The organism is Flavobacterium poyangense (genome assembly GCF_011751075.1).
GTDB lineage: Bacteria > Bacteroidota > Bacteroidia > Flavobacteriales > Flavobacteriaceae > Flavobacterium > Flavobacterium poyangense.
The window spans coordinates 167321-194215 of record NZ_JAALLN010000003.1 but is presented as its reverse complement, the minus strand read 5'-3'; the positions used below and the strand labels follow the sequence as shown (position 1 = coordinate 194215).

General features: G+C 34.5%; 26 protein-coding genes. 21 read left to right on the top strand and 5 right to left on the bottom strand.

The window, feature by feature from the left end; all coding sequences use genetic code 11:
- The first annotated feature begins 44 nt into the window (after window positions 1-44).
- From recF to G3A47_RS08770, 12 genes are all read left to right on the top strand, one after another.
- Window positions 45-1124: a DNA replication/repair protein RecF gene (gene recF / locus G3A47_RS08825; protein ID WP_166921797.1), complete on the top strand. Its 1080-nt coding sequence runs from the start codon at window positions 45-47 to the stop codon at window positions 1122-1124.
- Window positions 1125-1189: 65 nt separating this feature from the next.
- Complete coding sequence (locus G3A47_RS08820; protein ID WP_166921796.1) at window positions 1190-1888, top strand: thioredoxin domain-containing protein; 699 nt, start codon at window positions 1190-1192, stop codon at window positions 1886-1888.
- 10 nt (window positions 1889-1898) lie between these two features.
- A complete protein-coding gene (locus tag G3A47_RS08815) occupies window positions 1899-2576 on the top strand; it encodes a DUF2461 domain-containing protein (RefSeq protein ID WP_166921795.1) in 678 nt (225 codons plus the stop codon).
- Between the two features lie 647 nt (window positions 2577-3223).
- Window positions 3224-4282, top strand: a complete 1059-nt coding sequence (locus tag G3A47_RS08810) for a glycosyltransferase (RefSeq protein WP_166921794.1) — start codon at window positions 3224-3226, stop codon at window positions 4280-4282.
- 2 nt (window positions 4283-4284) lie between these two features.
- On the top strand, window positions 4285-4716 hold the full coding sequence (locus G3A47_RS08805; protein ID WP_166921793.1) for a hypothetical protein: 432 nt from the start codon (window positions 4285-4287) through the stop codon (window positions 4714-4716).
- A gap of 324 nt (window positions 4717-5040) precedes the next feature.
- Complete coding sequence (murB, locus tag G3A47_RS08800) at window positions 5041-6054, top strand: UDP-N-acetylmuramate dehydrogenase (RefSeq protein WP_166921792.1); 1014 nt, start codon at window positions 5041-5043, stop codon at window positions 6052-6054.
- Between the two features lie 27 nt (window positions 6055-6081).
- The gene (locus tag G3A47_RS08795) at window positions 6082-6591 is read left to right on the top strand and encodes a hypothetical protein (protein ID WP_166921791.1); all 510 of its coding nucleotides are present in this window, start codon (window positions 6082-6084) and stop codon (window positions 6589-6591) included.
- A gap of 320 nt (window positions 6592-6911) precedes the next feature.
- Window positions 6912-7526, top strand: a complete 615-nt coding sequence (locus G3A47_RS08790) for an FMN-binding negative transcriptional regulator (RefSeq protein ID WP_166921790.1) — start codon at window positions 6912-6914, stop codon at window positions 7524-7526.
- A gap of 83 nt (window positions 7527-7609) precedes the next feature.
- Window positions 7610-8716: a glycosyltransferase gene (locus tag G3A47_RS08785; RefSeq protein ID WP_166921789.1), complete on the top strand. Its 1107-nt coding sequence runs from the start codon at window positions 7610-7612 to the stop codon at window positions 8714-8716.
- Window positions 8707-9258, top strand: coding sequence for an RNA polymerase sigma factor (locus G3A47_RS08780; RefSeq protein ID WP_166921788.1), 552 nt, complete (start codon window positions 8707-8709; stop codon window positions 9256-9258). The genes G3A47_RS08785 and G3A47_RS08780 overlap by 10 nt, the downstream gene beginning before the upstream one ends.
- Before the next feature lie 163 nt (window positions 9259-9421).
- Complete coding sequence (locus G3A47_RS08775; RefSeq protein WP_166921787.1) at window positions 9422-10249, top strand: energy transducer TonB; 828 nt, start codon at window positions 9422-9424, stop codon at window positions 10247-10249.
- A gap of 449 nt (window positions 10250-10698) precedes the next feature.
- Complete coding sequence (locus tag G3A47_RS08770; protein ID WP_166921786.1) at window positions 10699-11079, top strand: PH domain-containing protein; 381 nt, start codon at window positions 10699-10701, stop codon at window positions 11077-11079.
- Between the two features lie 69 nt (window positions 11080-11148).
- Here the strand turns inward: G3A47_RS08770 and G3A47_RS08765 are convergent, their stop codons facing one another.
- Window positions 11149-12009 (bottom strand): M48 family metalloprotease, encoded by an 861-nt coding sequence (locus tag G3A47_RS08765; protein ID WP_166921785.1) that lies wholly within the window; start codon window positions 12007-12009, stop codon window positions 11149-11151.
- A 330-nt stretch (window positions 12010-12339) separates the two neighbouring features.
- Here G3A47_RS08765 and lipA point away from each other — a divergent pair, with 330 nt between their 5' ends.
- The 3 genes from lipA (at window position 12340) to G3A47_RS08750 (ending at window position 16469) form a co-directional block, all read left to right on the top strand.
- Entirely contained in the window at window positions 12340-13206 is an 867-nt protein-coding gene (lipA, locus tag G3A47_RS08760) for a lipoyl synthase (protein ID WP_166921784.1), read from the top strand.
- 65 nt (window positions 13207-13271) lie between these two features.
- Entirely contained in the window at window positions 13272-14270 is a 999-nt protein-coding gene (gene gap / locus G3A47_RS08755; protein ID WP_166921783.1) for a type I glyceraldehyde-3-phosphate dehydrogenase, read from the top strand.
- Window positions 14271-14297: 27 nt separating this feature from the next.
- Window positions 14298-16469: a tetratricopeptide repeat-containing hybrid sensor histidine kinase/response regulator gene (locus G3A47_RS08750; RefSeq protein ID WP_166921782.1), complete on the top strand. Its 2172-nt coding sequence runs from the start codon at window positions 14298-14300 to the stop codon at window positions 16467-16469.
- A gap of 43 nt (window positions 16470-16512) precedes the next feature.
- Here the strand turns inward: G3A47_RS08750 and lpxK are convergent, their stop codons facing one another.
- Window positions 16513-17529 (bottom strand): tetraacyldisaccharide 4'-kinase, encoded by a 1017-nt coding sequence (lpxK, locus tag G3A47_RS08745; protein WP_166921781.1) that lies wholly within the window; start codon window positions 17527-17529, stop codon window positions 16513-16515.
- Window positions 17530-17721: 192 nt separating this feature from the next.
- Here lpxK and G3A47_RS08740 point away from each other — a divergent pair, with 192 nt between their 5' ends.
- The 3 genes from G3A47_RS08740 to G3A47_RS08730 all read left to right on the top strand — a co-directional run bounded on the left by G3A47_RS08740 (window position 17722) and on the right by G3A47_RS08730 (window position 20742).
- A complete protein-coding gene (locus G3A47_RS08740) occupies window positions 17722-18816 on the top strand; it encodes a Nif3-like dinuclear metal center hexameric protein (protein WP_166921780.1) in 1095 nt (364 codons plus the stop codon).
- 3 nt (window positions 18817-18819) lie between these two features.
- The gene (locus G3A47_RS08735; protein ID WP_166921779.1) at window positions 18820-19599 is read left to right on the top strand and encodes a zinc ribbon domain-containing protein; all 780 of its coding nucleotides are present in this window, start codon (window positions 18820-18822) and stop codon (window positions 19597-19599) included.
- A gap of 282 nt (window positions 19600-19881) precedes the next feature.
- Window positions 19882-20742 carry an alpha/beta fold hydrolase gene (locus G3A47_RS08730; protein ID WP_166921778.1) on the top strand — a complete coding sequence of 287 codons (861 nt, stop codon included), beginning with the start codon at window positions 19882-19884 and terminating at the stop codon, window positions 20740-20742.
- A 102-nt stretch (window positions 20743-20844) separates the two neighbouring features.
- Here the strand turns inward: G3A47_RS08730 and G3A47_RS08725 are convergent, their stop codons facing one another.
- Window positions 20845-21522, bottom strand: a complete 678-nt coding sequence (locus G3A47_RS08725; protein WP_166921777.1) for an ArsR/SmtB family transcription factor — start codon at window positions 21520-21522, stop codon at window positions 20845-20847.
- A gap of 77 nt (window positions 21523-21599) precedes the next feature.
- Between G3A47_RS08725 and G3A47_RS08720 the strand changes: the two genes are divergently transcribed.
- From G3A47_RS08720 to rluF, 3 genes are all read left to right on the top strand, one after another.
- Window positions 21600-22754, top strand: coding sequence for a cytochrome P450 (locus tag G3A47_RS08720; RefSeq protein WP_166921776.1), 1155 nt, complete (start codon window positions 21600-21602; stop codon window positions 22752-22754).
- A gap of 15 nt (window positions 22755-22769) precedes the next feature.
- On the top strand, window positions 22770-23117 hold the full coding sequence (locus G3A47_RS08715; protein WP_166921775.1) for an antibiotic biosynthesis monooxygenase family protein: 348 nt from the start codon (window positions 22770-22772) through the stop codon (window positions 23115-23117).
- Window positions 23118-23182: 65 nt separating this feature from the next.
- Window positions 23183-23995, top strand: coding sequence for a 23S rRNA pseudouridine(2604) synthase RluF (gene rluF / locus G3A47_RS08710; protein WP_166921774.1), 813 nt, complete (start codon window positions 23183-23185; stop codon window positions 23993-23995).
- 345 nt (window positions 23996-24340) lie between these two features.
- Here rluF and G3A47_RS08705 read toward each other — a convergent pair whose 3' ends face one another.
- Together G3A47_RS08705 and G3A47_RS08700 are read right to left on the bottom strand one after the other, a co-directional pair.
- Window positions 24341-25087, bottom strand: coding sequence for a LytR/AlgR family response regulator transcription factor (locus tag G3A47_RS08705; RefSeq protein ID WP_166921773.1), 747 nt, complete (start codon window positions 25085-25087; stop codon window positions 24341-24343).
- Window positions 25080-26822, bottom strand: coding sequence for a tetratricopeptide repeat-containing sensor histidine kinase (locus G3A47_RS08700; RefSeq protein ID WP_166921772.1), 1743 nt, complete (start codon window positions 26820-26822; stop codon window positions 25080-25082). Before G3A47_RS08700 ends, G3A47_RS08705 begins: the two co-directional genes overlap by 8 nt.
- Window positions 26823-26895: the final 73 nt, after the last annotated feature.

The following is a 26895-nucleotide window of genomic DNA, read 5'->3' as shown; positions in this document are numbered from 1 at the left end:
TTCGCCACAAAACAACAAATTTCATCCTATAGAGTTCCCTAAAAATGCATTTAAACAAAATTTCTTTATTCAATTATAAAAATTTCTCCGAAGTCAGTTTTGATTTCGACGACAAGATCAATTGTTTTGTTGGAAAAAACGGAATTGGAAAAACGAATGTACTCGATGCAATTTATCATTTGGCTTACGGAAAAAGTTACTTTAATCCGCTTGCGGTACAAAACATCAAACATGGTGAAGAGTTTTTCGTAATTGATGCGGAATTAGAAAAAAACGACCGAACAGAGCAAATTGTCTGTAGCTTAAAAAAAGGGCAGAAAAAAATCTTAAAAAGAAACGGTAAGGCTTACGATAAATTCTCTGACCATATCGGATTTATTCCTTTGGTTATTATTTCTCCTGCCGATCGCGATTTAATTGTGGAAGGAAGTGAAACACGTCGTAAATTTATGGACAGTGTAATCTCGCAATTAGACAGCACTTATCTGCATGAACTTATACAATATCAAAAAATAATTGTACAGCGAAATGCACTGTTAAAGTATTTTGCATTGAATCACGTTTTTGAAAAGGATACCTTATCTATATATAATGAGCAATTAAGTGTTTTTGGAAAATCTATTTTTGAAAAACGAAAAGATTTCCTCGAACAATTTATACCTATATTCAACAAACACCATCAGTCGATAACCGGCTCTGAAGAAACGGTACAGCTGGTTTATGAAAGTCATTTGTTTGAAAAAGACTTATTGACTCTTTTACAAGAAACTATTAACAAAGATCGTGCATTACAATATACAAGTGCCGGTACTCATAAAGACGATCTGTCTTTTGAAATTGATTCTCATCCGATAAAAAAATTCGGTTCGCAGGGGCAGCAAAAATCATTTTTGATTGCTTTAAAATTGGCGCAGTTTGAATTTCTTAAAAAGCAGAGCGGTGTAAAACCTCTTTTGCTCTTTGATGACATTTTTGACAAACTAGACGAAAGCCGCGTTGCCAAAATCATCGAAATGGTAAACAGTGAAACATTCGGCCAGCTTTTTATTTCTGACACCCATCCGGAGCGCACTGAAACGATTGTAAAATCGACACATCAGAGCTACAAGATCTTTAATTTATGATTTCATTCAGAGTACAAAATTGAAAAATCATTAATTTAGCGGTACTATTTTAAAAACCTACACTTATGAAATTCTTTTCAGTTTTACTCCTACTAACCGTATTAACAATTACTTCCTGCAATCAAAAACAAACAAGTTCTTTTGAAGAAATCAGTCCAAAAGCATTTGCAGAAAAAATAAAAACGACCGAAAATCCGCAGATTTTAGATGTCAGAACTCCCGATGAATTTGCTTCTGAACATATTGACAAGGCCGTAAATGTGAATTGGAATGACGAAGATTTCGCAACAAAAGCGGCAGCATACGACAAATCTAAACCAGTTTTTGTTTATTGCTTAAGTGGCGGAAGAAGCAAAAAGGCAGCTGCAAAACTAAACGAGTTAGGATTTACTAACGTTTACGAATTAGAGGGCGGAATTATGAGCTGGAACGCAGAAGGATTGTCCAGCCCCTCAACAGCTCAAATCGGAATGACAACTGATGATTTCAACAAATTACTAAATACAGATAAAAAAGTTTTAGTAGACTTTTATGCCGAATGGTGTGGCCCCTGCAAACAAATGGAGCCATATCTATTGAAAATGCAAAAAGAAATGGGCGATAAGATTACCATTATCCGCATTGATGTTGACAAAAACAAAACATTGACTACTGAGATGAAAATAGACCAGCTTCCCACTATCTTTCTATACGAGAACAAAGAAATCAAATGGAGAAACGTTGGTTTCATCAGCGAACAAGACTTAAAAAAACAACTGCAATAACCTCCCGAATATGCTAACGAAAGAATCATTGCAATTTTTAGACGATCTGAAAGCCAACAACAACAGAGATTGGTTTCAGGACAACAAAAAGAGATACGAAGTTTTCAAAAAAGACTACCATCAACTGGTGAGTGATTTTCTGGATGTCATGAAACCTCTTGACCCTTCTTTAGAGTTACTTGAAGTTAAAAACTGTACGTTCAGGATCAATCGAGACATCCGATTCTCTAAGGACAAATCTCCTTACAAAGCACATCTTGGGATATGGATATCCGGTGGAACCAAAGGCTTAAACCGGGCCGGATATTATGTACATATAGAAAAAGGCGCGAGTTTTATTGCCGGAGGATTTTATTCTCCCGAAGCAGATGATCTGAAAAAAGTCCGCAAAGAGATTGCTTTTTTTCATGAGGATTTAGAAGAAATTCTAAACAACAAAAACTTTAAAAAAGAATTCGAAAGTTTGGACGTCAACGAAAACAATTCGCTTAAAAATCCACCGCGCGGTTATGAAAAAGACCATCCTGCTATTGAATTTTTAAAATTAAAAAGTTTTACCGTTAGTCAGAAATACGATATAAAAGAAGTAACACAAAAAGACTTCGTTGCTAAAATGAGTCAAAAACTGATTGCTTTAAAACCTTTCAACGAATTCATCAATCGTGCATTAGACACCGACGAGTTTTAAATGTTTGCCACGAATTTGCACGAATTTGCACGAATTAATTGGATGTGGGTTTTGAGTTGTGAGATGTGAGATGTGAGATGCAAAATGGGATCAGTAAGTGTTCAAATAAAAATCTGATTCGTTTTTGTTTAATTGCAATTCGAATGCAAATAATAAAAGTCTAATTTGAATTGCCTCCAGTTTTTAACTGGAGGTTATATAAGAAAGATACAAAGGCTTTAGCCGAACCTTCAGAGTTTGGCTAAAGCCTTTGTATTATTAATCAATTCTTTATCTCCAGTTAAAACTGGGGGCAATTGATACAGACTAGTTAAAAATTCAAAAAAAAGTCTTATAATTTTCAAATAATTCATATTCCAATCTTATGTAAGAACCTGTTAAACCAAATTTCATCAAGCCTATTAAATATATACCAATAGTGTTTAACGAATTTTACAACTTAACAATCATTCCCATAAAAATTTATGAGAGAAATAATTACCGCCAAAAAAACTTTTACTATCAACCTGAACCCGATTGTTTAATAGCGTTATTGAATCAGAAAAAAATCCTTTAAATCAATGAAATCTGTGGCTACTTTTCTTTTATTTTGCACAGATTAAAAGAACAAAAATAATTCGTGAAATTCGCGGCAAAAAAAACTTTGAATGAAAAGGAAAATACTTTTTCTAGGTGAATCCTACCGCGCTGATGCCATCACGTGGATGAAAGGCCTGAAAGAATTTGGCGATTTTGAAATTTGTACCTGGGAGCTCAAAACTCCAAATAACACCAAACTGAATCGCTTTAAACGTATTACAGAATATTTATTCGCTCCCCTTTCCATTCGCAAAATTATCAAAAGAGAAAAACCCGATATGGTAATTGCCGAAAGAACGACAAGTTATGGTTTTTTGGCAGCATTATCGGGTGCTAAAACCATTGCCATTGCCCAACAAGGAAGAACTGATTTATGGCCTGAAGGTTCTATTTTATTACCTTTTAAGAAATTCATTCAAAAATACGCTTTCAAAAAAGCACATTTAATTCACGCCTGGGGACCGGTAATGACCATCTCCATGAAGGAAATTGGTGTTGAGATGAATAAAGTACTGGTTTTACCAAAAGGAATTGATTTGTCTCTTTTTACTCCCTCAACTTCAAATTCTACCCGAATTAAAGCCATAGTAACCCGTTCTTTACAACCGGAATACCGCCATGATTCGATTCTTAAAGCCTTCTCCATCTTAAATCAAAAAGGCTTTGACTTCTCACTGACTATTGTTGGTGATGGTACACGTTTGGCTTATTTAAAAGATTTAGCTGTAACCTTAGGAATCGAAAACAAAGTGATTTTTACCGGAAGGATTCCAAATACAGCACTTCCCAAATTATTACAACAGGCAAACACCTACATCAGCATGCCAATTACCGAAGGTGTTTCGGCTTCTTTATTTGAGGCTATGGCTTGCAATTGTTATCCTGTTGTTTCTGACATTCCCGGGAATCAGAGTTGGATCACGCATCGAAAAAACGGACAGTTAATAGAAATTGACCATATCGAAAAACTGGCCGAAGAACTCATTTGGTCTTTTGAAAATCCGGAATTGCGGAATCTGGCGATTCTTCAAAACAGAAAATTTGTTGAGGAAAATGCGAACTACACTATCAATATGAAAGTTATTGCGGATAAGTATCATGAGTTGTTGAACCAACTAAACAATTAAAAATGCAGAACATAATATCAATAATACCTGTAGCCTTTGCTTTGGTCTATATAATATTTTACATGTTATCCGGACGCAACTCAAATCCGACAACTTTTAGATACAATGAACTTTTTAAAAACAACACACTAAAAAAACATTTACTAATTGCTATTTGTTTTTCTATACTTGGAATATTTAGATTCAATGTTATACCATTAAATGTTATGCCATTAGAAGCTTATTATTTCACCCCTTTATTATTTATTCTCACAATCAAAATCTTAAATTATCCTTTTTCAGCTTTTTACAATCGAAATATCATTATTGCACTAAGAGGAGACAGGCCTCCAAAAGGAAAAAACGGAATAAAAATTCTAGACAGAGTTCTTGGATGTGTAATTGTCGTAATTTCCATAACCGCTCCTAGTATCATAACTCTTTTACTAAAATAGTGACAATGTTAATTCAAAATCAAACTACCTGGCTATTCTTCAAAACAGAAAATTTGTTGAGGAAAATGCGAACTACACTATAAATATGAAAGTTATTGCCGATAAGTATCATGAGTTATTGGATCTGACAGAGCTGCAATAAATTTAACCGCAAGGTGCGCAAAGGGTTACGCAAGGAACGCTAAGATTTTACTTTCAACTTTACGCACTTATCGTATCTCTTTGCGCACCTTGCGGTAAAACCTATCCAAAAAACATCTCAAATTAATTATAATCCTTACTTTTGACCTCAGAATTAATACCCTAAAAAGCCTTTTTTTATTTATGGAAATTCAATACAATTTTTCTTTAAAAAAACACAATACATTTGGCATTGAAGCTAAAGCAAAACAATTTGTCGCTGTACATTCTATAGCAGAATTGAAAACCGTTTTAAAAGAAAACAAAGATCAGACAAAATTTATTCTGGGTGGCGGAAGTAATATGCTTCTGACTCAGGACATTGATGCTTTGGTCATTCATATTGATTTAAAAGGCAAAGAAATCATTGACGAAAATGATGATTTTGTATGGGTAAAAAGTCAGGCGGGTGAGACTTGGCATGATTTTGTTCTTTGGACGATCGGGAATGATTTTGGAGGTTTAGAAAACATGTCGCTAATCCCCGGAAATGTTGGCACAACCCCTGTTCAAAATATCGGTGCCTACGGAACGGAAATCAAAGATACTTTTGTTTCCTGCGAAGCCATAAATATTGAATCTCAGGAAATGAAAACCTTCTCCAATGCCGATTGTAATTTTGGCTATAGAGAAAGTATTTTCAAAAATGAAATTAAAGACCAATACATTATTACGTCCGTAATTTATAAACTAACCAAACGCAATCACAAAATCAATACTTCCTACGGTGACATTCAGGCTGAATTGACTAAAAATAACATTACTACCCCAACTTTAAAAGACGTGAGTAATGCCGTAATTGCAATCCGTCAAAGCAAATTGCCGGATCCAAAAGAATTAGGCAACAGTGGAAGTTTCTTTAAAAATCCGATTTTATTAAAATCTGACTTCGAAAAGATTCATCAAAAATTCCCTGAAATGAAGTTCTACGAAGTTTCAGAAACAGAAGTAAAAGTTCCGGCAGGCTGGTTGATCGAACAAGCAGGTTTTAAAGGAAAACGTTTTGGCGACGCCGGAGTTCATAAAAATCAGGCTTTGGTTTTGGTGAATTACGGAAATGCAACGGGACAGGAAATTTTAACTGTTTCCAAAGATGTTCAGAATACCGTTTTCGAAAAATTCGGCATTCAAATTGAAGCTGAAGTAAATGTAATTTAAAAAATAGTCTACGAATTTAATTTCTACATGAAAAAACTTAACATACGAATTGTTTTAATTCAATTAATAGGAATGATATTCTTCGTTAATGGCATTATGCAACTCCGATTTTATACTGTGGCCGATGAGATTTTTTTCGCAAAAAACCACTTTCATTATCAGAAACTGGAAGATTGGATTCGATTTTTCCCGACAAAAGAAGATAGTTTTAATTTTTGGCCCAATGTATATATATGGATCTTTTACGGTCTGATATGCGGAATTTTAATTATTTCTTATCTCAACTGGAAAAACAAACTTTCTGCCCTAAACACTATTATAGTGGCAATGGTTATGTACGTTCTTTTAAGATTGAAATTTTTCAGAAGAGAAGTAATATCTCATTTCTTTAATCCTTTCAGAACTGTATTTTCAGATGATTTTGCCATACAATGTTTAATCGAAGGAACTACTTTTACGTTAATTGGCACCCTTATTTTATATGCAAGTATTAATCCGAATCTGTTTAAATCTAAGGAAGCTACAGTTCAAGATTAGAAATATTGTTATTTTATTTCCCGTAAAACCTTAAATTCAAAGTAATAAAAATTAACAATACTAACATCTGAATAAATAAGAAAACACCTATATTTGTTTGATTGATTATAAAAAAATAACTGAATATTTACTGCTTTTAGAAAAAAAAGACAAAGAATTATGACTGTACAGCACTAGTTTAAGAACTATAGCCAAAGACAAAAAAACGACATATTTTTTTAATCGTTTTGAATCAATCATTCTAAGTTACACTAAATACATAAACTAACCTGAAACAATTTACTTCGGTATTTTTTTCAAACTCAACAATACCAATTAAGATGTACACACCGCAGCTATTTAAAAACGAAGACCCGGAATCAATCAAAGCTTTTTTGAAAGAGAATAGTTTTGGCATTCTAATCAATCAGACAAACGGAAAATTATGTGCTACGCATATTCCGATAGAGCTCGAAATTAATGCTGACGGAAAAGAAGTTTTAATGGGACATATCTCAAAATTAAATCCACAGGCGGAAGGTTTTGCAGAAAACGATCAGGTTTTGGCTGTGTTTTCCGGGCCACACAGTTACATTTCACCGTCCTGGTACGATCACGAAAATGTACCAACATGGAATTATATAGCCGTACATGTTTATGGCCGTATTAAAATTACAGACGAAGCTGCAACTCTCGACGGACTTAAAAAATTAGTCGATAAATACGAAGCTAACTCAGAAAATCCCGTTCGTATCGAAAATCTATCTCCCAAAACGATGCGTGAAGCCAGAGGCATATTTGGTTTTGAAATTGAAATTGATGAAATTCAGGCTACGAAAAAACTATCTCAAAACAGGGATGATCACAATTACAAAAACATAATTTCGGAATTAGAAAAAACCGAAAACCCTCAGGCTATTGCTGTTGCAAATGAAATGTCAAAATGCCGAAAGTAAATTGGTTTTAACCATTGAAAATTAGGAATTCATAAGTACATTTGCACTCGCAAGATTCAAAAATCAAAAGACATTAAAATCAGATGCTTACATTCATTTTTTACTTTTTTATTGCTATTGTTGTCATCCAACTTTCTTATTATCTGGGTATTTTTGGAAAATTTGCTTTTGGCAAACCGCAAAGCATCACTCCAAAAAATATTCCGGTTTCTGTAATTGTTTGTGCAAAGAATGAAGAAGAAAACGTAAAAAAATACATTCCATTATTAGCAGAGCAAAATTATCCGGATTTTGAAATTGTTTTAATAGACGATGCTTCAAGTGACGAAACACTGGAAGTTTTTGAAGAGTTTGAGAAACAATATCCCAACATTCGTTTGGTAAAAGTAGAAAACAATGAAGCTTTTTGGGGCAATAAAAAATATGCGCTGACATTAGGAATCAAAGCTTCGAAAAAAGAGTATTTACTATTTACTGACGCTGATTGTTATCCAACATCCAAAGAATGGATCACGGCTATGACTTCGCAATTTACCATGAACAGAACTATTGTTTTAGGATATGGAGGTTATGAAAAAATCGAGCGTTCCTTATTGAATAAAGTAATTCGATTTGAAACCGTACTTACGGCTATACAATATTTTTCATGGGCAAAAGTTGGAGCGCCCTACATGGGAGTCGGACGTAATCTTGCTTACAAAAAAGAAGAGTTTTTTAATGTGAATGGTTTTATCGAACACATTCAGATTCGCTCCGGCGATGATGATTTGTTTGTAAATCAGGCCGCAAACAAAAACAACACAACAATAGCTTTTACACCGGACAGTTTCACCTATTCAAAACCAAAAGAAACTTACAGGGAATGGTTTTCTCAAAAAAGAAGACATGTTGCTACAGCAAATTACTACAAAGTTTTTGATAAAATTCAGTTAGGTCTTTTTTATACCTCACAATTATTTTTCTTTATATCAGTTATACTGTTACTTGCTTTTCAATTTCAATGGATTGCAGTATTGGCTTTGCTGGCGACACGTTACACCATTGCCTGGATTGTAATTGGTTTTTCAGCATCAAAACTGAAAGAAAAAGACCTTAGAGCCTGGTTTCCTATTGTAGAAATCATGCTTATATTCACGCAAATTAATATCTTTATAACTAATATTTTTTCAAAACCTGTACATTGGAAATAAATTCTAAAATAGAAAAAGCAAAAAAAGGCGATCAGATCGCCTTTACTTTTTTGTTAGATTTTTATTGGAATGAAGTGTACGGATTTATGCTAAAACGTACAGAAAACGAAACCACCGCCGAAGATATTACCATAGAGACCTTCTCAAAAGCTTTTGACAAGATTGCTTCTTACAACCCGGAATTTCAATTCAACACCTGGTTAATTGCAATTGCAAAAAATGTTTATATCGATCTGTTACGTAAAAAGAAAACCAATCTTTTTATAGAAATTACTGATGCCGAGGACCAACAGGCCTACAATATCGCCGACACCACTCCGTCTGCCGAAGATGCTTTAATTAAAGAGCAAAACCTGTCCCGCTTACTACAATGCATCAAAGAACTAAAACCCCACTATCAGGAGGTGATTCAGCTCCGTTATTTTCAGGAAATGAGTTATCAGGAAATTGCACTCAAAATTAATGAGCCTTTAAGCAATGTAAAAGTAAAACTACTTCGTGCTAAAAAATTATTAGCAGAAATCATTGAACGCAACAGATAATTCACTATCTTTCGGTAAAGAATGAAATATCCATGTATTTTCTCTTAAAAAATTAAATCTATTAATTAACCCCTAAAATTTCTTTGTTTTTTTAAATGTCAGCCAAATTAAATTTTTGTTGCTTATGATGTAAATTTTACTTAACCTTAAAATCCAATTAAACATGTCAAAACTAAGCATCTATGAAACCAAGTGGAACGATCTTGTTTTCGAAAACAAAAACAAAGAATACGGAGCGTATCAATTACGTCAGGAAAGTGCCAAAAATTCAGTAACCGCGTTGTTCGGAGGTCTATTGCTCATAGCTTCGTTAGGAACTGCTTCTATGTTAGTCAGTAAATTTAAAACGGGAACCATAGACGCGGCACCAACCATTGACATCCCTCTCGAGGACCCAATCATTGTTACTAAAGTAGATCTGACTCATGAGGTAACTCCTCCTCCACCACCCCCGGCACAACAAACTGCTGCAACACAAGTAACAGAGGCGGTTCAGTTAACAAATCCGGTTGTAGTCGCAACCAGTCAGGCTGTTGACGAAATTGCTCCTAACACAATAAATGCTCCTGTAGTAGATCATGCTACCGGAAATGGAAATGCAACCAATGTCTTACCATCAAATGGTAATGGCAACGGAACGATCGTTGCCGAAGTTCCTGCTCCGGAGGGACCTGTACTTGCTGCTGTCTTAGACAAAATGCCGGAATTCCCTGGAGGAATGGCCAAGTTCTATACTTTCGTTGGTAATAATTTCCAAAGACCGGAATTAGATGCTGAAAAAACGTTAAGAGTGTATGTGTCTTTTGTAGTTGAAAAAGACGGTTCTTTAACCGATATCATGGTAAAAAATGATCCGGGATACGGAATGGGCAAAGAGGCTGTTCGCGTTCTAAAATCATTAAAAACAAAATGGACTCCGGGAATACTAAACGGAAAAGCAGTCCGCACCGCATATAACCTTCCGATAACAATAAAAACGGAAGTTGAATAACAAAAAGAGAAACAGCTGTCTAGATTTAGCAGCTGTTTTTTTTTTATCCATCAGAAACGGCCCCATTTTCAGTCTCACTATATCATTTCAGTCTTCCCGAAAGCTTAAAAAAAATTCTACCGCTCCTATGTTTACCGAATATTTCTCATGCAGATTTAGCAGATTTAATCAAATTATTTTATTACGACTGCAAAATAAAAAGATCAGCATAATCTGCTAAATCTGCGTGAGAAAATTTGCAGCTTTGTAACTTTTCGCCCCTCTTTGTACAAAAACTTTGCGACTTTGCGAGCAAAAACAACACCCCTTGCGCAAAGACACAAAAACGCAAAGCCTCAGTCATGACAAAAAAAAACTTATCCCTTTTTACAAAATTAAAAACCAATTCATAAAATCAACTACATTTACAGCTGATAAAAAGAATTGTATAAAAACCAAAAACAATAAAAATGGGAATATTTTCAGCTCTACTTGGTAACGCGGGCACCGTTAGTCAGGAGGATTTAGTTAAGAATTTCGGTCAGCTTCTAACAGACCGTGAAGAAATCGAAATGGGTTTTAAACTTATCAGAGACACTTTCATCTTCACAAACAAAAGATTAATTCTTGTAGACAAACAAGGAATAACAGGAAGCAAAACTGAATACAAATCAATTGCTTACAAGAGCATTTCAAGATTTAGTATCGAAACAGCAGGCACTTTTGACCTTGACGCTGAATTAAAAATCTGGGTTTCCAGCGAATTGCAACCAAGCATCGTAAAACAATTTAACAAATCGGTAAATGTGTACGAAGTTCAAAAAGTGTTGGCACATCACGTTTTAGGTTAATATAAAAAAAACAAAACCCGACAGGTTTTTTGAAAGCTGTCGGGTTTATTTATACAATCCAATCGGAGATTATTTTTTCTTTTTGGTTGTTTTTTTTGTAGTTGTTGCTTTTTTAGTCGTTGCAGTGTTTACAATTTTTTGCTGCACATAAGGTTTATACAAACCATCTTTTTCTGCTCTGGCTTTAGCATCATCGGCTCTCTTTTTAGAATCCGGGTGCGAACTCATCATCTTATCGATAAAAGAAGATTCAGATCCTTCGCTCATTTTTGCCAGAATACGGAATGCAGATTCTTCAGCATTCACATTGTATCCGTTTTTCTTCATGAAGTTATACGAAAACAAATCGGCTTCGGTCTCCTGTTTTCTGCTGTGCTTGCTATCAATCAAGGCACTTCCGATTTTCCCAAGCTGACTATCTGTAACAGACGTTATCGTTGCCGATTGTGATGAAGCTCCGTCAATTAAAGCCTCTTTTTGATAAGCCGCTCTCATTGCATCTCTCGAATCATTGTTGGCAACGTGCCCGATTTCATGTCCAATTACAGCAAGCAATTCATTATCATCCATGATGTCCATTAAACCTGAATACACACGAACACTTCCGTCTGCCGTTGCAAAAGCATTTACTTCTTTAACTTTATATACTTTATAATTTAAAGTATACCCTTCACCGGAAGTATGTTTTCCGAAAACACGATTTAATCTCAAGGTGTAACCATCCGTTGGACCGGCAATAACATTTTCGGCATCTAATTTAACTACCGCTTCTTTAGACAACTTAGCAGCATCTGCATTACTCAAAGTAAAACTTGCGATTCCTTTTTGAACAGCTCCAATGGCTTTATCTCCAAAACTAATTTGCGCATTCATTCTAGTAAAACCAAAAGTGGCAAACAAAACTCCCAATACAATAAATTTCTTTTTCATGTTTTTTATACTATTACAATTTAACATCAAATGTACTACTAACGAAATATTATTTTATTTGTTTTCGGTTAATTTTTTAACAAATAAAGATATTAATTTTATATCGGTAAAAATCAACCAGATATCATAATTCTTCATCATTACTCCATAAACAAATCAAAAATCAAATAAATAATTCAAAACTACTGTAGTAAACCAAAATTTTAACAATAATTAGATCGTATACACAAAAGCCATACCATCAGTTAATACAAACCAACAGCAAAATAACCGCTAAACGAATCTCCAAATAAACTACATTCCGTATCTTTGTGCTTTGAATTTTGATTTATGGAAACAGTCATTGAAAATGTACCAACCGGAAAACCGAAATGGTTAAAAGTAAAACTTCCAATTGGACAAAAATATACAGAGCTTCGTGGTTTGGTAGACAAATACAGTTTAAATACGATTTGTACCTCAGGAAGCTGCCCAAATATGGGAGAATGTTGGGGTGAAGGAACAGCAACTTTTATGATACTCGGAAATGTTTGTACGCGTTCTTGTGGATTTTGTGGTGTAAAAACGGGAAGACCGGAAACTGTAGATTGGGATGAGCCTGAAAAAGTAGCCCGATCTATAAAAATCATGAACATCAAACATGCCGTAATTACAAGTGTAGACCGTGATGATTTAAAAGATGGTGGTTCTATCATCTGGATTGAAACCGTAAAAGCAATTCGCAGAATGAACCCAAACACTACTCTTGAAACCTTAATTCCGGATTTTCAAGGAATTGAAAGAAACATTGACCGAATTGTAGAAGCAAATCCTGAAGTCGTTTCACACAATGTGGAAACCGTGCGTCGCTTAACCCGTGAAGTACGTATTCAGGCTAAATACGACCGTAGTCTTGAAGTATTGCGCTACCTGAAAGAAAAAGGAATCAACAGAACCAAATCCGGAATCATGCTGGGCCTTGGCGAAACGGAAGAAGAAGTATTTCAAACTATGACAGATTTACGAAATGCAAATGTAGATGTAGTGACTATTGGTCAATACCTGCAACCAAGCAAAAAACATTTGCCCGTAAAAGAATTCATAACACCTGATCAATTTGCCAGATATGAAAAGTTTGGTCTTGAATTAGGTTTCCGTCATGTGGAGAGTGGTCCTTTAGTTCGTTCTTCATACAAAGCACAAAAACATATTTTATAAATTTTGACCTTCTATTCGATTACTTATTCTAATCCGATAAAAGGACTAACTGAATACTAAAGCGCTTGAAAACAAGAATTGCGATTAATGGTTTTGGAAGAATTGGAAGAAATTTATTTCGTTTACTTTTAAACCATTCAGAAATTGAAGTCGTTGCTATAAATGACATTGCTGATAACAAAACAATGTCACATCTGATAAAATACGATAGTATCCACGGTGTCTTGCCTTTTAAAGTAAGTCACGATGAAAACGGGATTATTGTTGACGGAAAGCACTTTTTATTTTTTCACGAAAAAAATATTTCAAATTTAGACTGGAAGAGTAATGCTATTGATTTTGTAATAGAATCAACAGGAAAACACAAGTTACATGAAGATTTAAATAAACATATTGAAGCTGGAGCCAAAAAGGTAATTCTTTCTGCCCCTTCTGAAGTTGACACAATAAAGACCGTTGTACTTGGAGTAAATGAACATATTCTGGATGGAAATGAAACTATAGTTTCGAATGCAAGTTGTACAACAAACAATGCTGCTCCGATGATCAAAATCATTGAAGAACTATGTGGAATTGAGCAGGCATATATTACAACAATACATTCTTACACTACAGACCAAAGTCTTCACGACCAGCCACATAAGGATTTGCGCCGTGCGAGAGGTGCCAGTCAGTCAATTGTTCCAACAACTACAGGTGCAGCTAAAGCTTTAACAAAAATTTTCCCTAAATTGCATGAAAAAATAGGAGGTTGTGGAATTCGAGTACCCGTTCCGGATGGTTCATTAACAGATATTACATTTAATGTACAACGTGCTGTGACGATCGAAGAAATCAACGCCGCTTTTGAAAAAGCCTCAAATACAAATTTAAAAGGAATATTAGATTACACAGAAGATCCAATTGTATCTGTTGACGTAATTGGTAACACAAATTCTTGTCTGTTTGATGCACAACTGACCTCCGTTATTGATAAAATGGTAAAAGTTGTGGGTTGGTATGATAATGAAATTGGCTATTCATCAAGATTAATTGATTTGATTTTGCTGATGAAGAAAACATAAGATTCATTGTAAGAAGCATTGCGATACATGAAACATTATCTTTTAATTCTTATTAGTTTTTTTAGTCTGTTTTTGTATTCTCAAGTAGATCAGAATACAGATAGCATTTTCTATTATAACAAGTTAGAAAGCCACAATTTTCATAACAGAAAAAACAATCAGGCTGCTTTTTTTACACAAAAATCAATAGATTTTTGTATTACCAATAGCTTTCAGGATAATTTAGCCAATCAGACTTATAAACTTGGTAAAATTTACTACAACCAAAGAAACTATAACAATGCTTTAAAAACCTTTTACAAAAGCATTGCTTTGTTTGATAAAGAAGAACCGACCTGCACCAAAGCTCTGGCGCTGCATTATATCGGTATAACCAATGTGGCAATGGGTAACTATGCGGTCGCTGAAGTTTATTATAAAAAAGCCGATTCTCTTTTAAAGAAATTACACGTTATTGACAATGCTGAAATTTTACACTACGAGAAAGCAATGGCATTTAAGGCCAGCAACAACTTTCCTTTGGCAGCAGAAACTTTTCAGAAAATAGTCAAAAAACCGGATACCAAGCCCAACTTAAAAACAAAAATCGATGCTTATTATCAACTGGGATTAATTGAAACCCAACTGAAAAAAAATGATTCTGCCATTATTCATTTCGACAAAGCTTTAGAAATAAATAACAAAACCGACGATCTGGCTCAAAAATCAAAAATAATTCTGGCCATTAGTCAGTATTACAAAAAAAACAAACATTTTGACCTTGCCTACTCCTATCTTGACGAATACTATCAGATCGAGAACTCTATTCTAAAAATAAAAAATGCTAAACTAGATTCAAATCAGTTTGAGAAACTCAAACAAAACGAGTCCATTAGCTCTAATCTAAAACGAGAAAACGAAGAGAAAATTCAATTAAAAACCTATCGCTACTCCAAACTCGTAAGTATTTTAGCAATTGCCCTGATTTCGATTTTATCTCTTTTGAGTCTGGCTTTGTATAAAAATAACATTATTCGAAATCAGAATAATTTACTTTTAAGAGAGAAAAACAAAGAACTCATTCTGGCCAAAAACAAAGCTGAAAAAGCATCAAAAGCCAGATCAGAATTTTTGTCAACGGTAAGCCATGAACTCCGGACTCCTTTGAATGCAATTAATGGTATTACACATTTATTACTCGAAGACAGTCCTAAAAAAACGCAGCTAAAATACCTGGAGTCCTTAAAATTCTCCGGAAATTACCTCACTACTTTTATCAACGAAATTCTCGAAATCAATAAAATCGATTCCACAAAAGTAGAGGTTGAATATATTTCTTTTCATCTAAAAGAGTTGTTATTCAACATTCAAGGCTCTTTAAAAGAACTTGCAACCGCAAACAAAAACTACTTCAACCTCGAAATGGACGAAGCAATTCCGGATAATTTAATTGGTGATCCTACCAAATTATCTCAGATTATACTCAACCTAATAAACAATGCGCTAAAATTCACGCAAAACGGACAGGTAAATGTAATTGCCAAATTATATGCTATTGAGGATGACAATGCAACTGTTTATTTTGAAATTGTGGACACCGGAATTGGAATCCCCGAAGACAAACTGCAAACTGTTTTTGAAAGTTTCTCTCAGGCATCTGTAGAAGTAAACCGAAAATATGGCGGAACCGGTCTGGGACTAACCATTGTTAAAAAATTAATTGAACTATTGGGCGGTGAGATCAAATTAAAAAGCGAGGTTGGCAAAGGCTCTACTTTTACATTCAAATTAAAATTTAAAATCAACAGAGAACCTCTCGAAGCCAAAGAAGAGGCAAAACCATACAACGACAAACAATTGAAACACAAATCGATTTTATTGATTGAAGACAACAAAATCAATCAGATGATAACCCGAAAAATGCTGGAGAATAAAGCAATCATTTGCGAAATAGTCGACAATGGCGAAGATGCTGTTGAACTTTTAAAAGTAAAACGATTCGATATGATTTTGATGGACGTTCACTTACCGGGAATCAACGGAACCACTGCCACAAAACAAATTAGAGAATTTGACAAAATAACCCCGATTATCGCCTTAACTGCTATTTCGCTTGACGAAAACAGAGACATGTTATTGTCCTACGGCATGAATGATGTTATTACAAAACCCTTTGTACCGGATGAGTTTTACAGTATAATTGCCCGATTTTTTGATTGATTTTTCCCTAAAGGCTAAGGTTCTGAGATTATTAGTTGTTCCGTTAAACCATCTTTTTTACATACTCTAAAATCGAGGCATCAAAATTTTGATGATTATTGATAAATGTACTTTTTATTGGTAAATAGTACAACTGCGAAACTAATTTGGAATCTTTCAGACGAACATAATCCTTTTCTGTGGTAATGATTTTTTTCCCTTGCGCTTTGTTTTGGATCATTTCTAAATCAGCATCAGAAAAATGATGGTGATCGGGAAAAGTCAGACATTCTTCTTTCCCATTTTTCAAATAATTAAAAAATGACGTCGGTTTTGCGATTCCAGCTAAAAGTAATTTTGATTCGTCTTTAATATCTTTTACAGCAATTTTCGCCTCGTTACTATAAATACAATCATCATATGCTATAAAAGTAAAATACAATTGCTGAAAGGCGGCTAGTTTTAATTTCGCCTGAATTTCGTTTTGTTTTTCAACAGATAAATCTTTCGGGCATTTTGTTACAATTACAATATTCGCACGATTTGCACCACTTCTGCTTTCTCTGAGATTTCCGGTTGGCAGCATAAAATCATCGGCATACAAATCATCAAAAGCCGTTAGCAAAATATAAAACCCGGCTTTTACTTTACGGTGTTGATAAGCATCGTCCAACAAAATAACCTCCGGTTTTGTTGTCTGCGAAAGCAATTGAGTAATTCCGTTGGTTCTGTTTGCATCAACCGCTACCTGAACATCGGGAAACTTCTGAAAAAACTGAAAAGGTTCATCTCCTAAAACGGCGGCATTTGAAGTAGCATCTGCCAAAACAAAACCTTCCGATTGCCTTTTGTATCCACGACTTAGAGTAGCTACTTTATAAGTACCTGACAGCAATCGAATAAGATATTCGATCTGGGGTGTCTTCCCGGTTCCACCAACACTCAAATTCCCAACAGCTATAACGGGCAGATCAAACGAAGTGGATTTCAGAATCCCTTTATCAAAAAGAAAATTACGAATTGCAGTAATCCATCCGTATAAAATCGCAAACGGAAAAAGTAGTTTTCGAAGTACATTCATTTTACGAAAGTATAATTTTTTTCGTTAATTTGTGGCATAGTGTGAGATGTAAAATGTGATCTGTAAAATGTGAGTTGCAGACTGAAACTTGAAACTTGAAACTTGAAACTTGAAACTTGAAACTTGGAACTTGGAACTTGAAACTTGGAACTTGAAACTTGAGACTCAACCCCAAAACTTTAAACAAAAAAAATGAAACTAAAAGAAATAATTGCGATCCTTGAAGAAATGGCTCCCTTAGCCTATGCTGAAGATTTTGATAATGTTGGACTCCTGGTGGGTGATTCTGAGGCTGAAAGTACAGGAGTATTGGTTTGCCATGATGCTTTAGAAGCAGTTATTGACGAAGCTCTTGCAAAAAAATGCAATTTGGTAGTTTGTTTTCACCCTATACTATTCTCAGGAATCAAAAAAATTACAGGTAAAAATTATGTGGAGCGTGCTATTTTAAAAGCAATTAAAAATGACATCGCCATTTATGCTGTTCATACTGCACTTGACAATCATTCGCAAGGTGTTAATAAAATTTTCTGTGACGCTTTAGGATTACAGCATACCAAAGTTTTGATTCCGAAGCAAAATTTCATTCAGAAATTAGTAACCTACACCATTCCTTCTAATGCCGATAAAGTACGAACAGCCCTATTTGAAGCCGGTGCCGGAAGAATTGGCAATTATGACAACTGTAGTTTTAACTCCAACGGAACAGGAACATATAAAGGAAACGAGGACAGTAATCCCGTAATTGGAGTACGTCACGAACACACTGAAACAGAAGAAGTAAAAATCGAGGTTACCTTTGAAAAATATTTACAATCTAAAATTATTAAAACCCTTTTTGCAAATCATATCTATGAAGAGGTGGCTTATGAAATTTATGATTTACAAAATTCACATCAGAATATTGGATTGGGGATGATTGGTGAACTGGAGACAGAAATGAACGAAGATGATTTTTTACATTTCGTAAAAGACAAAATGGTTGCTGATGGTATTCGTCATTCTGCTTTTTTAGGAAAAAAAATAAAGAAAGTAGCCGTTTTAGGAGGCTCGGGTAGTTTTGCCATAAAAAATGCTATTTCGGCCGGAGCAGATGCTTTTTTGACTGCCGATTTAAAATATCATCAATTTTACGAAGCCGAAAATCGATTAGTTTTGGCTGATATCGGTCATTTTGAGAGCGAGCGCTATACAAAAAACTATATTGTTGATTATCTTCGAAAAAAAATTCTTAATTTTGCCATCATTTTATCGGAAGAAAATACAAATCCAGTTAAGTACTTATAGAATATGGCGAATACGAAAGAATTAAGTGTTGAGGACAAGTTAAGAGCAATATACGATTTACAGCTTATTGACTCTAGAATTGACGAAATCAGAAACGTAAGAGGAGAACTTCCTTTAGAAGTGGAAGATTTAGAAGATGAAGTTGCAGGTTTGAGCACTCGTTCAGAGAAACTGAAAGGAGAACTTGAAGTGGTTGAGGAGCAAATCAAAGGAAAAAAAATTGCCATTGATGAGCACAAAGAGGTTATCAAAAAATACACAAAACAACAAGAATCAGTTCGTAATAACAGAGAGTTTAATTCTTTGACTAAAGAGGTTGAATTTCAGGAATTAGAAATTCAATTGGCTGAAAAGCAAATCAAAGAAATGAAAGCTTCTATCGAACATAAAAAAGAAGTTATTTCTAATTTAAAAGAAAAACTTGACGCAAAAAGTTCTCATTTAAAACATAAAAAATCAGAACTGGATGCTATTATGGCAGAAACTCAAAAAGAAGAAATCTACTTAACAGAGAAATCTGCTGAGTATGCTTCTCAAATTGAAGAAAGATTATTAGCAGCTTACACCAGAATCAGAACTAGTGTTCGTAATGGTTTAGCCGTTGTATCTATCGAAAGAGGAGCATCTGCAGGATCATTCTTTACGATTCCGCCACAAACTCAGGTAGAAATTGCTTCCAGAAAGAAAATTATCACTGATGAGCATTCAGGAAGAATTTTGGTTGACAGCGCATTAGCTGAAGAAGAAAAAGAAAAAATGGAACAATTGTTCTCTAAATTCTAAATACTAGTCCCGATCTGATCGGGACTTTTTTTTGCCACTAATTACACTAATTTTATTTGTGAGTTAATTTGGATTCCTTTCTTTTTTAACTGGCAAAAATTAGATTTCTATTCCTTCGAATATTTTTTTAATGGTTTATTTACAATCCGATTATATCCTAAAAACAAAAAATCCTGCTAAATTTGTGCAATTACTTCACCCGTTCACTATCGCTCGGGTCGTGACGGATTAATTTTAGATCCGGTTTCGCGCGATTATTTTTCTATCATTAAAATATTTATTTTGGGCATTAAAAAAGGAATTCGTTTTATTACATTAAAATCAGTTGGACAATATATTAACTTCCTTAGTTATGTCCGCCCGCAAAAGGCCGTAGCACTTTCTTATGCACTCTTTAGTCAACCCAGAGTTGGAAGATTACAAAAAGACAGCCTACCCAAAATATTAAGAAAAACAGAAACAGAAACGTTTCATCATAACGAGCATCATTTCCAAACCTATATCTGGAAAGGAAATGAAACTAAAATTCTTCTCGTTCACGGCTGGGAAAGCAATGCTTCACGCTGGAAAAAAACCTTACCTCATCTGCAGAAATCCGGAAGTACAATTATTGCTATCGATGCTCCTGCTCATGGGCAAAGCAGCGGTAAAGAATTTAACATTCCGCTTTATGCCGAATTCATTAACAAAGCGGTAGAAAAATATCAGCCTACTATTATTATTGGCCACTCTATTGGTGGAGCCTCCTGCATTTATCATCAGTATTTGTTTCCGAATACCAGCATCAATAAAATGGTGATTCTGGGAGCACCATCAGATTTAAAGATTTTGATCGACAATTATATTTCAATGTTAAGTTTAAACACTAAAATGTTTTCACTTTTAGAAAGTCGATTTATAGAGCGATTCAATTTTAAAATAGATGATTTTTCAGGACAGAAATTTGCTTCTGTATTTAACATCCCCGGCTTAGTTGCCCACGACACAACAGATAGTGTAATCGCCTTTGAAGAAGGGAAGAAAATCGCCAACAGCTGGAAAAACAGTCAGTTTATAGAAACCAAAGGCCTTGGACATGCCATGCACGATGATGAGTTGTATCAGAAAGTGATTGCGTTTTTGTTTTCTGAGCAGAGTTCATAGGTTCATTGGCACAAAGAGACAAAGGGACAAAGGTATTTCACCGAAACAAAAATCATCTTCTCACATTTTACAACTCACAACTCACAACTCATAACTCATAACTCAAACCACAATCTTAAAATATCTCAAAAGCTCCTTTTCCCCTTTTCCGGTAATTTGTATGGCTCTGGAATCCTTTGTTCTTCTTAACCAGTCATCGGCAAGCATTTTATCTAATAACAATGCCCCAAGCGAACCGGCGATATGATTTTTTCTTTCACTCCAGTCCAGACATGGTTTCAGAAATATTCGCCGCTGTTTTTTTACCTCATCAATATCAATTCCGAAATCAGAAAACCACTTTACTCCTTTCGAACTTACTTCCAATTTAGCATCAGAATTCAAGATAATATTTTGTTCCAATAAACTTTCGGCAACTGCAACCCCAATTTTACCTGCTAAATGGTCGTAACAAGTCCGACAATGTTTAATCGGTGAATGTTTTTCAGAGTTTTTCTTTTGCACCGTTACCGGCGGAACCAAGCTAGCCATAGCTTCAATCGCATAAGCAACTTCCTTATTTGAAAATCTATAATACTTATGACGTCCTTGTTTTTCGACATAAAGTAGTCCTGCATCCAAAAGTTTGGCCAAATGCATACTTATGTTCTGAGGCGATGTATTAGCCGTAATAGACAATTCCGTTGCCGTAAATGCTTTGCCATCAAGCAAACTCCACATGATGGCTGCTCTGGTTGGATCTCCAATTAATGAAGCTATTTTTATGAATTGCTCTTCCATTTCATGTAATCATAGTTAAATATACACTGAAGTATTGCTTTGTAAAGTTAAATAACTTTGCTAAAAACAAATACAACATGGTCTCCTTATTTCTACAATCCGAAATCGAAAATCCGTATCCTTTTTATCAGAAAATGATAGAAGATCATCCCGTTTACTGGGATGAAACCAATAAAATCTGGGCCGTTTATTCTTATGCTGCCTGTCTTGAACTATTAAATAATACAGACGCTCATATTCCGGGTTTTCCTCCAAATGATAAACTTAATAAACATGCCCGCTTAATCCTTAAGAATCTGGCGCGATTAACAAACGGGGTTGAGCACGAAATAGCAAAAGAAACTGCCGTTATTCTTTTTTCGTACCTGAAAACTATAGGAATAAATACGATTTTAGAAGAATTACTTTCAGGAAGATCAATTCAAAACGAAATAAACTGGGTTGATTTGGTCTGCAAAAAACTACCTGTCTTAACTATTTTAAAAGGTTTTGATTTAAATAAAAAAGATTCCGATTTGATCTGTAAAAAAATAGCGCAGCTTGTAAAAATAATGCAACCAACCAAAACAGATGAAACGGTTGAAGAAATCAATACAGTTGCAGAAGAAATCTATTCTATCACAGGAAAACATTTGGCGACACTTCCTTTTTATGACACTTTAATCGCTAAAATTGCTGTAGCTTACTCTATTTCACCATCAGAAATCATTTCAATCTGCGTCAGTAATCTGATCGGGTTATGTATTCAAAGTTATGATGCCGGAAGAGGACTTTTAAGCAACTCCTTATTACAAGTACTTTCAAAAGAAAATTCACCTCAACATGAAGCAGATAAAATTTGGATTCAAAAAATGGTTTTGGAAACAGTACGTTTTGATCCGCCCATTCACAACACCAGGCGAATTGCTTCTAAAGACATTCCGTTAAATAAAATCAACATCAAAAAGAACGATTCTCTATTGATTGTTCTTGCTGCAGCAAACCGTGACTCTAATCAATTTACAAATGCTATGAATTTTGATATCGAAAGAAACAACAATCACGACCATTTGACTTTTGGAGCCGGTGGACATATGTGCCTCGCGAAACATTTCTCCATTACCATTGCAACTGAGACTTTGTATTATATATTCGACAACTATAAAAACATTTCACTTTTAACAAATAAAATAGAATACGAACCCATGAGTAATGCCAGATTACCGAAAGCAATCTGGATATCCCTTTTATAATTTAAACAAAACAATATGATAGCAGTAATTTTTGAAGTCATCCCTAACGAGGGGAAAAAAGAAGAATATCTTGATATTGCAGCAAAATTAAGACTGGTGCTGGATACTATAGAAGGTTTTATTTCTATAGAAAGATTTCAGAGTTTTAATGATCCTGAAAAAGTGCTCTCTTTATCTTTTTGGAAAGACGAGGAAAGTATTTTACAATGGAGAAATCTTGAACTGCATCGCTTTGCACAAACCAAAGGACGCGAAGAAATCTTCAGGGATTATCATTTACGAATTGCCAATGTGAATCGCGATTACGGAATGTTTGACCGCAAAGAAGCTCCAAAAGACAGTTTTAAATTTCATGATCGATAAGTAAGGTTCAAAGGAGCAAAGGAACAAAGGTTCAAAGTTTTATTAATTTTGACTACTTTTGCAGTATGGAAGAGAATTTAAAACGTCTTAATAAATTTATTGGAGAAACCGGTTATTGTTCCCGTCGTGAAGCTGATAAACTTATCGAAGAAGGACGCGTAACCATAAATGGAGCTGTACCCGAAATGGGAACAAAAGTTTCTCCAGAGGACGAAGTACGCATCGATGGAAAATTAATCGTTGAGAAACACGAAAAAATGGTTTATTTGGCTTTCAACAAACCGGTTGGAATTGAATGTACCACTAATTTAGAAGTTAGAAATAATATTGTTGATTATATCAATTACCCGAAACGTATTTTTCCTATCGGAAGATTGGACAAAGCCAGTGAAGGGTTAATCTTCATGACGAATGACGGTGACATCGTAAATAAAATTTTACGCGCCCGAAACAATCACGAAAAAGAATATACGGTAACCGTAAACAAACCGATTACCGATCGTTTCATACAACGAATGGGAAATGGTGTTCCGATTTTAGACACTGTTACCCGAAAATGTAAAGTAGAGCAAATTAGCAAGTATACCTTCAAAATTATACTAACACAAGGTTTAAACCGTCAGATTCGTAGAATGACGGAGTATTTAGGTTATGATGTAACAGCGCTAAAGCGTATTCGTATAATCAATATTTCGTTGGATATTCCCCTTGGTCGTTATCGCGATCTTACAGATGATGAGATTAAAGAACTAAATCGCTTAATCGAACCATCCAGTAAAACCGAAGAAGCAAGTTTACCAAAAGCAGAAGCCCCAAAACGAAGAACAGAATTCATCTCAAAACATGACCCCCGATTTAAGAAAAAAGGAGATTATTAAGAATTTAAATTCCAAACTTTTGAAATTCCAAATTCCAATTTTCAGACAATCAAAAAAGCCCTGATTTTTTTTCAGGGCTTTTTCTTTAACAATTTATTCTATCGACAGGTAATTTCTTATGACTAGGTCGGCGCACAAAGATAATAGAAATCGATCAGCTGACTTCTGGTGGTTTTCCGTCTCGAGTCTCAGCCTTAAATTAAAACTTAAAATAAAAAACTTTGCAATTCTACCACTTTGCGTAGAAATTTAAACGATATGCTCGCAAAGGTTTTGCGTAAGGGCGCTTTTTTTTCTCGGGAAGTCGCAAAGCAATTCAACCTGAAACCTGAAACCTGAAACTTCTTACTTCAAGATGCGGAAGTTCTTTACGAAGTCCTTGTATTTATCGCTAAGCGTGACTCTATGATTTCCTTTTAAAATAACCAGATTGTCGTTTACGATTATCTCTTCGATCTTGGTTGCGTTTACAATGTAGTTTCGGTGTGTTTGAAAAAACTTCGTTACGTCTAACAACTGAATAATTTTAGTCAATGAAATTAGGATGACAAATTTTTCAGCATCAGTTATGATGTTGCAATATCGGTCTTCTACTTCAATGTACACGATATCTTCAATACGCACTTTTTTTAAAGCCTTGTTTTTTTTGATAAAAAGAGAATCATTACTGATCACGGTATCCTGATCTTCGCTATGAAACACATTGGCCTGTCCGTAGAATTTCTCCACAGCCATTTCCAGTGCGTACAAAATTTCGAGCTCATTGAATGGTTTTAATAAAAAACTAAACGGTTTGGTCAGCTTCGCTCTTTCAAAAATCTGACGATCCTTAGAACTGGTTAAAAAAACAAATGGCTTTAGACCATTCGGAACAATGGTAATCGTCTCAGCAAAAGTAATCCCATCCGGATTCCCGTTTAGAAAAACATCAATCACTACAATATCAACATTATTATTATAAAATAGTGTCAGAGCTTCGCTGTAAGTAGGAGCGATTCCAACAATATTGTAATTATTTTCGGTAAGCACTTTTACAAGTGCATCACTTTCCGCAGGAGTGTCCTCGATAATAAGTACATTAATATTATCCATGATCTTTAAACTTTTGCAAGGCAATAATTATTTTTGTCCCTACGTTTTCTTCGCTTTCGATATCCAGTTTTCCACCATTTTTACGAATCAGACTTTTACACAACTGCATTCCTAAACCGGTCCCTATGATATCGTCGTTTTTCTTTTTAGAAAGCAAAACGGTTTCTTTTAGTAATTCTTCTCTTGCCGCATTACTCATTCCTAATCCTGTGTCTTCGATCACTAAATAGCAAAAGTCTTCTGAGGAAGGGCGAGAGTATATTGAAATCGTTCCGTTTTCTTTAGAAAATTTAATAGCATTGTCTAAAAAGTTCCGAATAATAATCTTGAGCGAATCCAGATCGGCAAATACATAATCTGAAGCCACTACTTCATTTTTATAACTTAACTTTTTATCCAGCATTAAAGGCTTATAGTTGTACTCTACATGTCGTACAATCGATACCAAATGCAAGGATTCCTGGTAAAAATAAGCTTGTTGCGTTTGCAACAACGCCCAATTGAGCAGGTTATCCAACAAATTGTAAGCACCACTGGCAATGGTACTGTTGTTGTGCAGTAAAACATCAAGTTCTGTATACTTCTTATTTTCCAGATTCTCGATTAATTTACTGTTACTTACTTTTAAAGCATTTACCGAAGAGCGTAAATCATGGCTGACAATAGAAAACAGTTTATCTTTTGTAGCATTCAATTCATCCAGTTCGTTTTTCTGCGCTAAGATAATTTTGCTGCTTTTGATCTTTTGCCTGTAGAAATAAACTCCGGCACCTAACAAAACCAACAATAAAATCGAGGAAATAAGAAACCCATTTCTTTCGGCTCTTTTTACTTTATTCTCTGCTTCGAGTATGTTTACTTCTTTTTGCTTTTGTTTGACAGCAAATTTTTTCTCCAAATCTGCAATGGCCCAAACTTTATTCTGATCGTTTAAGGAATCTTTCCAGGTTTCGTATTCTTTTCTGTAGGCTAATGCTTTGGGAAAATCTTTTCTATTTTCCTCAACCACTGCCATGTTCATAGCAGCCCGCCTCTTTAAATCGAATGGTTTTACTTTTTTTGATAATTGATACGCCTTTTCAAAATAAGGAATCGCCTGATTGTCTTTGTACTGCGTATAATATAGATTAGCAATATCCATATAAGACCCTATGAGCAATACAGTATCCTTCTCTGTTTCTTGTAATTTAGCTCCTTTGAATAAATATTCTTCGGCTTTATCAAATTTTTCGAGATGCAAATAACATAATCCTATATTATGCAAAATATTGCTTCTGTAGACATTATAAGAAACAGTAACCGGAAGTTTTTCTGCTTCCTCAAAATATTGAAGTGCAATCTTAAATTCACTTTGTTCTAAAGCAATTTCACCTAAAATAATCTTAACTTTATAGTAAAACCGAAAGGCACTAGATACCTTATTAAATTCTTTTTTTGCTTCTTTAAAGAGCTTTTTTTGTTTAAAGCTTACCCCTCTAAAATAATAACAGTAATCTACTAACTCTTTATTTTTATTAAGCCCCAGAACTTTCATCGAATAAACTAAAGTGGAGTCCCAATTTCTTTCTATAAGAAACGTCGTAGCCTTATTAAAGTTAATATCTTCTTTAAATTCCTTAGCTTTTGCTTTTACTTCAATATTAAAAAGATCATCAGCAGGGTATTTATCTTGAGGAAAAAGAAAAAAAGGAATTAGAAACAATATCGAAGCAATACATGATTTAGTTTTAATCATTATATCTAAATAATTATGTTTTCAAAGTTTAAATCCCAACAAGTATATATCTGATTAAATCCTATAAATGTTA

Coding starts and splice junctions, on each gene's coding strand:
- recF (WP_166921797.1), top strand. CDS start 45: ATGCATTTAAACAAAATTTCTTTATTCAATTATAAAAATTTCTCCGAA.
- G3A47_RS08820 (WP_166921796.1), top strand. CDS start 1,190: ATGAAATTCTTTTCAGTTTTACTCCTACTAACCGTATTAACAATTACT.
- G3A47_RS08815 (WP_166921795.1), top strand. CDS start 1,899: ATGCTAACGAAAGAATCATTGCAATTTTTAGACGATCTGAAAGCCAAC.
- G3A47_RS08810 (WP_166921794.1), top strand. CDS start 3,224: ATGAAAAGGAAAATACTTTTTCTAGGTGAATCCTACCGCGCTGATGCC.
- G3A47_RS08805 (WP_166921793.1), top strand. CDS start 4,285: ATGCAGAACATAATATCAATAATACCTGTAGCCTTTGCTTTGGTCTAT.
- murB (WP_166921792.1), top strand. CDS start 5,041: ATGGAAATTCAATACAATTTTTCTTTAAAAAAACACAATACATTTGGC.
- G3A47_RS08795 (WP_166921791.1), top strand. CDS start 6,082: ATGAAAAAACTTAACATACGAATTGTTTTAATTCAATTAATAGGAATG.
- G3A47_RS08790 (WP_166921790.1), top strand. CDS start 6,912: ATGTACACACCGCAGCTATTTAAAAACGAAGACCCGGAATCAATCAAA.
- G3A47_RS08785 (WP_166921789.1), top strand. CDS start 7,610: ATGCTTACATTCATTTTTTACTTTTTTATTGCTATTGTTGTCATCCAA.
- G3A47_RS08775 (WP_166921787.1), top strand. CDS start 9,422: ATGTCAAAACTAAGCATCTATGAAACCAAGTGGAACGATCTTGTTTTC.
- G3A47_RS08770 (WP_166921786.1), top strand. CDS start 10,699: ATGGGAATATTTTCAGCTCTACTTGGTAACGCGGGCACCGTTAGTCAG.
- G3A47_RS08765 (WP_166921785.1), bottom strand. CDS start 12,009: ATGAAAAAGAAATTTATTGTATTGGGAGTTTTGTTTGCCACTTTTGGT.
- lipA (WP_166921784.1), top strand. CDS start 12,340: ATGGAAACAGTCATTGAAAATGTACCAACCGGAAAACCGAAATGGTTA.
- G3A47_RS08750 (WP_166921782.1), top strand. CDS start 14,298: ATGAAACATTATCTTTTAATTCTTATTAGTTTTTTTAGTCTGTTTTTG.
- lpxK (WP_166921781.1), bottom strand. CDS start 17,529: ATGAATGTACTTCGAAAACTACTTTTTCCGTTTGCGATTTTATACGGA.
- G3A47_RS08740 (WP_166921780.1), top strand. CDS start 17,722: ATGAAACTAAAAGAAATAATTGCGATCCTTGAAGAAATGGCTCCCTTA.
- G3A47_RS08735 (WP_166921779.1), top strand. CDS start 18,820: ATGGCGAATACGAAAGAATTAAGTGTTGAGGACAAGTTAAGAGCAATA.
- G3A47_RS08725 (WP_166921777.1), bottom strand. CDS start 21,522: ATGGAAGAGCAATTCATAAAAATAGCTTCATTAATTGGAGATCCAACC.
- G3A47_RS08720 (WP_166921776.1), top strand. CDS start 21,600: ATGGTCTCCTTATTTCTACAATCCGAAATCGAAAATCCGTATCCTTTT.
- G3A47_RS08715 (WP_166921775.1), top strand. CDS start 22,770: ATGATAGCAGTAATTTTTGAAGTCATCCCTAACGAGGGGAAAAAAGAA.
- rluF (WP_166921774.1), top strand. CDS start 23,183: ATGGAAGAGAATTTAAAACGTCTTAATAAATTTATTGGAGAAACCGGT.
- G3A47_RS08705 (WP_166921773.1), bottom strand. CDS start 25,087: ATGGATAATATTAATGTACTTATTATCGAGGACACTCCTGCGGAAAGT.
- G3A47_RS08700 (WP_166921772.1), bottom strand. CDS start 26,822: ATGATTAAAACTAAATCATGTATTGCTTCGATATTGTTTCTAATTCCT.